This window comes from Sphingomonas sp. FUKUSWIS1, from assembly GCF_000733135.1.
In the GTDB taxonomy this organism is placed as follows: Bacteria; Pseudomonadota; Alphaproteobacteria; order Sphingomonadales; family Sphingomonadaceae; genus Sphingomonas; species Sphingomonas aerolata.
Genome location: NZ_JPJC01000070.1, coordinates 1 through 6,134, shown reverse-complemented (window position 1 = coordinate 6,134; position 6,134 = coordinate 1). Strand labels below are relative to the sequence as shown.

General features: G+C 67.9%; 7 protein-coding genes and 1 tRNA gene. 4 read left to right on the top strand and 4 right to left on the bottom strand.

The annotated features are described in order from the left end of the window. Positions 1–39: 39 nt before the first annotated feature. Entirely contained in the window at positions 40–555 is a 516-nt protein-coding gene (locus sphsw_RS05625; RefSeq protein ID WP_052380853.1) for an RNA polymerase sigma factor, read from the bottom strand. 269 nt (positions 556–824) lie between these two features. Here sphsw_RS05625 and sphsw_RS05620 point away from each other — a divergent pair, with 269 nt between their 5' ends. Next, entirely contained in the window at positions 825–2,132 is a 1,308-nt protein-coding gene (locus tag sphsw_RS05620; RefSeq protein ID WP_152555407.1) for a glycosyltransferase, read from the top strand. Here the strand turns inward: sphsw_RS05620 and sphsw_RS05615 are convergent. Beyond that, complete coding sequence (locus sphsw_RS05615; RefSeq protein WP_031439742.1) at positions 2,080–3,054, bottom strand: phosphatase PAP2 family protein; 975 nt, start codon at positions 3,052–3,054, stop codon at positions 2,080–2,082. The genes sphsw_RS05620 and sphsw_RS05615 overlap by 53 nt on opposite strands. A 202-nt stretch (positions 3,055–3,256) precedes the next feature. On the opposite strand from sphsw_RS05615, the gene sphsw_RS05610 reads away from it, so the two are divergent. From sphsw_RS05610 to sphsw_RS05600, 3 genes are read left to right on the top strand one after another with little or no spacing between them, the layout of a single operon-like run. Next, a complete protein-coding gene (locus sphsw_RS05610) occupies positions 3,257–3,748 on the top strand; it encodes a sterol desaturase family protein (protein ID WP_042466627.1) in 492 nt (163 codons plus the stop codon). Beyond that, positions 3,745–4,530, top strand: coding sequence for a fatty acid desaturase (locus tag sphsw_RS05605; RefSeq protein ID WP_235188297.1), 786 nt, complete (start codon positions 3,745–3,747; stop codon positions 4,528–4,530). Before sphsw_RS05610 ends, sphsw_RS05605 begins: the two co-directional genes overlap by 4 nt. Then, a complete protein-coding gene (locus sphsw_RS05600) occupies positions 4,527–5,282 on the top strand; it encodes a sterol desaturase family protein (protein WP_031439740.1) in 756 nt (251 codons plus the stop codon). The genes sphsw_RS05605 and sphsw_RS05600 overlap by 4 nt, the downstream gene beginning before the upstream one ends. A gap of 147 nt (positions 5,283–5,429) precedes the next feature. On the opposite strand, the gene sphsw_RS05595 is transcribed toward sphsw_RS05600, so the two are convergent. After that, the gene (locus sphsw_RS05595) at positions 5,430–5,699 is read right to left on the bottom strand and encodes a hypothetical protein (RefSeq protein ID WP_031393429.1); all 270 of its coding nucleotides are present in this window, start codon (positions 5,697–5,699) and stop codon (positions 5,430–5,432) included. A gap of 205 nt (positions 5,700–5,904) precedes the next feature. Next, positions 5,905–5,997 (bottom strand) — tRNA-Ser (locus sphsw_RS05590). Positions 5,998–6,134 lie beyond the last annotated feature (137 nt).

Sequence of the window (6,134 nt, the reverse complement as noted above, 5' to 3'; positions counted from 1 at the left end):
CCCCGCCCCTGCTGCCCCCACCCCTGCTGCTGCCCGCGGTCACGCCCCCGCCTCCATCGTGAAACCCCGCCGCGCCAGCGCGGTGCGAAGGTCGGCAAAGGCCCGGACGACATGCTTCTCGACCGCGGCGGTGCTCATGTCGAGCCGGTCGGCGATCGCCGCGGTGGTGAGGCCGTCCAGCCGTCGGCGCAGGAATATCTCGCGGCGCAGCGGCGGCATGCGTTCGAGCGCGCCCGCCATCAGCGCGACCGCGCGGCGGAACGCCACCACCCGATCCGCCGCCGGCAGCGGACAGACCATCGCCTCGTCCAGCTCGACATGCGCGCCGCGCCGGGCGACGCGGTGATGATCGCGCAGCAGATTGCGCGCGATCGCGAAGCAGAGCGCCTTCATATCCTCGACCCGCGCGCTCGCCTGATAGGTGAACAGCCGCAGATAGGTTTCCTGCACGACGTCGTCGCCGTCGGCGTGATGCCCCAGCCGCCCGTGCACGAACGCACGCAGCGCGCGTGACAGCGCCGCGTCCGGGCATTGCATCGCCAGCGCCGGCGTCACCGGCCGGTGCTCCCCGACGCCCCTGAAAACCCCCGCGTCCCTGTTCACCACGCCCCCCGCTTGCGATTCGGGGCGTCTTATGCGTCCATCGTGAAGCCGGGATGACACCGCGCAGCCGCGCGGGTCTTGGCAGGCGCGGCCATGCGGCGTGATCGATCCCAGGGGTAGATCGTTACCAAGTTATACTCGATCACCGTATTGCGACTATCGCGCGTCGCATCCATGCTGATAGTGGCGGCCCTACCAGACGGCGTCGGAAAGCTCCTGAATTGACTGTTGCAGGGCGGCATATCGCCATCATCGCGCCGCCGACCGCCGGGCACATCAATCCTCTGGTCGCGCTGGGCACATCGCTCGTCGCCGCGGGGCACCGGGTCACGCTGGTGCATATGGCCGACGTCGCGGCGATGCTGCCTCGCGGCGATGTCGCGTTCGCGCCGCTCGACCATCCCGCCGATCGCCAGGGCCTGCTGGCCGAACATTATCGCAAGCTCGCCCAGCCATCGGGGCCGGTCGGGCTGCCGCGCATGATCCGCAGCACCGCGGCGATGACCGAGCTCCTGCTCGCGGCGCTGCCGGCCACCCTCACGCGGCTGGGCGTCGATGCGGTCGTGGCGGATTCGGTCGAGCCGGCGGGGGCGCTGGTGGCACGCCATCTCGGCCTGCCGTTCGTGACCGCGATCACCGGACTGCCGCTGCTCCGCGAACCGATGATCCCCCCGCCCTTTCTCGGCTGGGCATACCGGGCCGACGCGCTCGGGCGGAATCGCAACAATGGCGGCTATGCGGTCAGCGACCTGCTGATGCGCCCGGTGACCCGCATCGTGACGACCTATGCACAGCTTTGGGGGCTCGATCCCGACCCGCAGCAGCAATGGTCCGACCGCCTGCAGATCGCGCAATGCCCGGCAGGACTCGACTTTCCGCGCACCGCCCTGCCACCGAGCTTCCGGTACGGCGCGCCGTGGCGCCTCGACGAACCCGTGGACGACATCCCCGAAAGCGACGGCCGACCGCTGATATATTGCTCGCTCGGGTCGCTGCAGGGCGCGCGCCGGTCGCTGTTCGCGGCGATGACCGCCGCCTGTGCCGCGGTCGGTGCGCGCGCGGTGGTCGCGCATGGCGGCGGCCTGAGCGACGGCGACGCGGCCTCGCTGCCCGGCGACCCGCTGGTCCGCGCCTTCTGGTCGCAGACGCGCATCCTGCCGCACTGTTCGGCAGCCATCCTCCACGGCGGCTTCAACACCGTGCTCGACGCGCTCGCGGCGGGCGTGCCGATCGTCACCGTCCCCTTGGCGTTCGAACAGCCGGCGACCGCGGCGCGGCTGAAGCGGATCGGCGCGGCGCGCATCGTATCCGCCGCCGACGCCGCCAAAGGCGGGCTCGAACCGTCGCTCCGCCATGTTCTTACTGATCCGGGCTATCGCCGCGCGGCCGGCCTGCTCGCGGCGGAGATGGCCATGGCGGGGGGCGCCGCCGACGCGGCCGCGTGCGTCGAGGCGGCGCTGCGCGACAACGCGATCCTTATGCCGGCAGGCCTGGACCCGGCTGAGGACAGGGCTGCCCGCGCTGCGTGAGGCGCTGCGCCGCGACGATCGCGGGCGGCGCAAGCAGCAGCCCCATCAGCACGTCGACCCCGTAGTGACCGCCGAACACCGGCGTCGCGACGATCGTCATGATCGCCCAGCCACGGCCCGGTCCGGCAAGGCGCGGCATCGCACCGAACGCCCAGATAAAGATCGCGGCGAGCGTCGCATGGAAACTGGGAAAGCTGACGATCCCCATCAGCATGGTGAGATCGAGCACGCGCAGCGATCCGTCGCGAAGCCCCGAGATCAGCCCCTGTTCCATCCACGCGATCGACGGCCAGAGATGCACGTAGCGCGCCGGGTCGAACAGGTTTCCCATCGCGGGCGTCAGACCCGAGATGAGGATCGTGACGAACCCGGACAGGATCGCGGCGCACACCATCGTCCGCAGCGTGTCGAACTTCCCCATCCCGCTCAGCGCGACGATGACCACGATCATCTGCACCGTCAGGCTGTGATAGGCGAGGCCCAGCAGCCAGATCAGCGGCGGACACTGGTCGAGCAACGCGAGCACGACCGGCCAGTCGAAGCCGACCGCACGATCCGCCGCCGCCAGCCGGGCATCCCACAAGGTGCCGGACTTCGCAGCCAGCGCATAGGCGAGGACCACGCCGAACAGCGTGAACAGCGTCATCTGCAGAAACGCCCTAGCCCCCGCGGCAAGACGCGGTCGCGCGCTGTACCGGCCGATCGCCAGCGCGCCGCCCAGCGCGAGCAGCGACACGACCGCCGGCACCGCCCGCAGCGGATCGACCGTGAAGTGGTCATCCTGCTGCGCGACGAGGAAACTGAGGATCATGGCTGCGACCAGCAACCAGGACGGGGTGTCGCGGTGGTCGGCACGGAAATTCGAAGCGGGCATCGGGGTCGAACGCAGCGTCCCGCCCTGCGGTGCCGCGATCGATCGCATCCGTATGATTTACCTGTGTATGCTACCGCGAGCCACCGACTGCCGCGGCGACGCCGCGCGTGCTTTTATGGCGGCGCGCCCTCGCATCGTCCGCCCCGAACGGTTATATATACGCCATGTTGAATGCACTGCTTCTGGTCAGCGCCGATTTGCCCGATCGCGCGTCGTGACCTGGGTCGAGAAACTGGCGATCGTCGTCGGCATGGTCCTGTTCATGGAGTGCTTCGCCTGGGCGACGCACCGCTATGTGATGCACGGCTGGGGCTGGGGCTGGCACAAGTCGCATCACGAGGAGCATGAGGGCTGGTTCGAGAAGAACGACCTTTATGCGATCGTCTTCGCGATCGTCCCGATCGTGCTGTTCGTGGTCGGGCTCTGGTACCCGCCGCTCTGGTGGGCGGCGCTCGGCATCACCGTCTATGGCGGCATCTACGCCTTCGTCCATGACATGCTCGTGCATCAGCGCGGCGGCTTCCGCTGGGTCCCCAAACAGGGCTATTTCAAGCGGCTGCTCCAGGCGCATCGCCTGCACCACGCGGTCGAGGGCAAGGACGGTACCGTCAGCCACGGCTTCCTGTTCGCACGCAAGCCCGCGGTGCTGAAGGCGCAGTTGCGTGCCAATGCCGATGCGCAGCGTCGTGCCGCCCGTCCCGCGCGGACCCCGAACACCAGTCCGGCAGACCAGCGCGGGTGAGCATCACCGCCGCCCACCCGTCGGACGCGATGAAGCGCCAGATGCGGATCGGCGTGTCGCTGTCCGCCGCGATCATGGTCGCGTGGCTCGCCATCCACATCACCGGCATCTTCTTCTGGCAGTGGAGCCTCGCGACGCTGCCGATCGCGGTCCTGATGGTCCTCGTCCAGACCTGGCTCTCCACCGGGCTGTTCATCGTCGCGCATGATTCGATGCATGGGGCGCTCGCGCCCGAGCATCCGAGGCTGAACCGGGCGATCGGTGCGACCTGTCTCTCGCTCTATGCCTGCCTGTCCTATGCGTCCCTGCTCCCGCAGCATCATCTCCACCACAAGCAGACCGGACGCGCCGGGGATCCCGATTTCCATGGCGGCGATCCGCGGCTGACCCGCTGGTTCCTGCAGTTCTTCAAGACCTATTATTCGCACGGCCAGATCATCCGCATCACGCTGGTGGCGCTGGTCTATACGTTGCTGCTCGGCGCGCCGCTCGGCAACATCGTGATCTTCTGGGCGCTGCCCGCGCTCGGCGCCGTCGCGCAGCTGTTCGTATTCGGCACCTGGCTGCCGCACCGCGAGCGCGACCTGCCCTTCGCGGATACCCACCGCGCGCACAGCCTCGACATCGGACCCGCGCTGTCGCTGATGACCTGCTTCCACTTCGGTGGCTATCATCACGAACATCATCTGTCGCCGGGCACGCCGTGGTGGGGGCTGCCCGCGCGGCGGCGTGCGCTTGCGGTTCGCGCCGCCAACCGCCGCGGTGTAGAGGACCCCGCATGACGCTCGCCATCATCCTCTCCGCCATTGCGATGACCGTCATCGTCGGGGTCCGCTATCTGCTCGTGTCGGGCGCGTTCGCGTGGATCACGACGCGCAAGCATCCGGGGCTCTATCTCGGGCTCGATCCGCAGGTCCGGCGCGAGATCGTCTGGAGCCTCGCCTCCGCCGCGCTCTACGGCATCCCCGCCGGCGTCGTCGCCTGGGGCTGGCAGCATCGCGGCTGGACTGAGGTCTATGCCGATGTCCACGCCTATCCGCTCTGGTACCTCCCGGTCTCGGTGTTCGCCTATCTGCTCCTCCACGATGCCTGGTTCTACTGGACGCATCGCTGGATGCATCGCCCCGCCCCGTTCAAGCTCGCGCACGCGCTCCATCACGCCAGCCGTCCGCCGACGGCATGGGCGGCGATGGCGTTCCACCCGATCGAGGCGCTGAGCGGCGCGATCGTCATTCCGCTGCTTGTCTTCTTCGTACCGATCCACATCTACGGGCTGGGGGTCGTGCTGACGATCATGACGGTGATGGGCGTGACCAACCACATGGGGTGGGAGATCTTCCCGCGCTTCATGTGGAGCGGCCCCTTGGGTGGATGGCTGATCACCGCCAGCCATCATCAGCGCCATCACGAACTCTATGGCTGCAATTACGGCCTGTATTTCCGCCACTGGGACCGGCTGTGCCACACCGATCGCGGCGTCGGCGATTTCACGCGTGAACACGCCCGCGCCGCCCGGCGGGCCGATGCGGCCTGACCGGCCGACTGCGCGATAGGCGTCGCTGGCGGTGCCCGGCTCAAAGTCCCCGAACGCAAAAAGGGCATCCGGGTCGCCCCGGATGCCCTTCTCTGCACGTCGCTCGGGGTCGCAGGCAGCTTGGCCCGCGACCCTGAGCGCTGTGGCTCAGATACCGTTCGACAGATTGGTATCCGCGTCGTTGGTGCGCATGTCTTCAGCCTGGTTCTGGCCGGTCGCACGCACCGCGTCAGCCTTGTTCTCTAGGCTTTCTTCTGCTGCTTCGTTGCCCGTGAGGTCGGCAGCGTCCTCGAGGTTGTCAGCGACCGCCTCGGTGTTCGACTCGATGTTGTCGGCTGCCTGCTCGCGCGGGCTGGTGTTGCAAGCTGCGAGCGAGAACAGGCCGGCAGCGACGGCGACAGCGAAAATCTTCTTCATGATCAACCCTCTTAGTGGTGCCACACGCATACACGACACCAGCCGAGATTCAACGCCGATCCGTTAGGTGGGATATCGAAGCGCCGCGGTGATCGAAGACGCCCGACGTGAAAGTCGCGCCTGGCCTAGCGCGCAAGCGGCCCGTTACCCAGCGTCGGCACGCTACAATGGGGGGCACATCACCGATACGCTGTGGTGACGAAAATGGCGGAGACGGAGGGATTCGAACCCTCGGTACCAGTAAACCCGGTACGGCGGTTTAGCAAACCGCTGGTTTCAGCCACTCACCCACGTCTCCGGCTGCAGCAGATGCGGGGCTATAGCGAGGGTCTGCGGCGGGGGCAACCGTCGTTACGCGGGTACCGGACGCGAATTCGACTCTTCCCGCGGTTTCATTCATTGCGGGGTCAGGCGGGGGTTTGTTAACTCACGCGC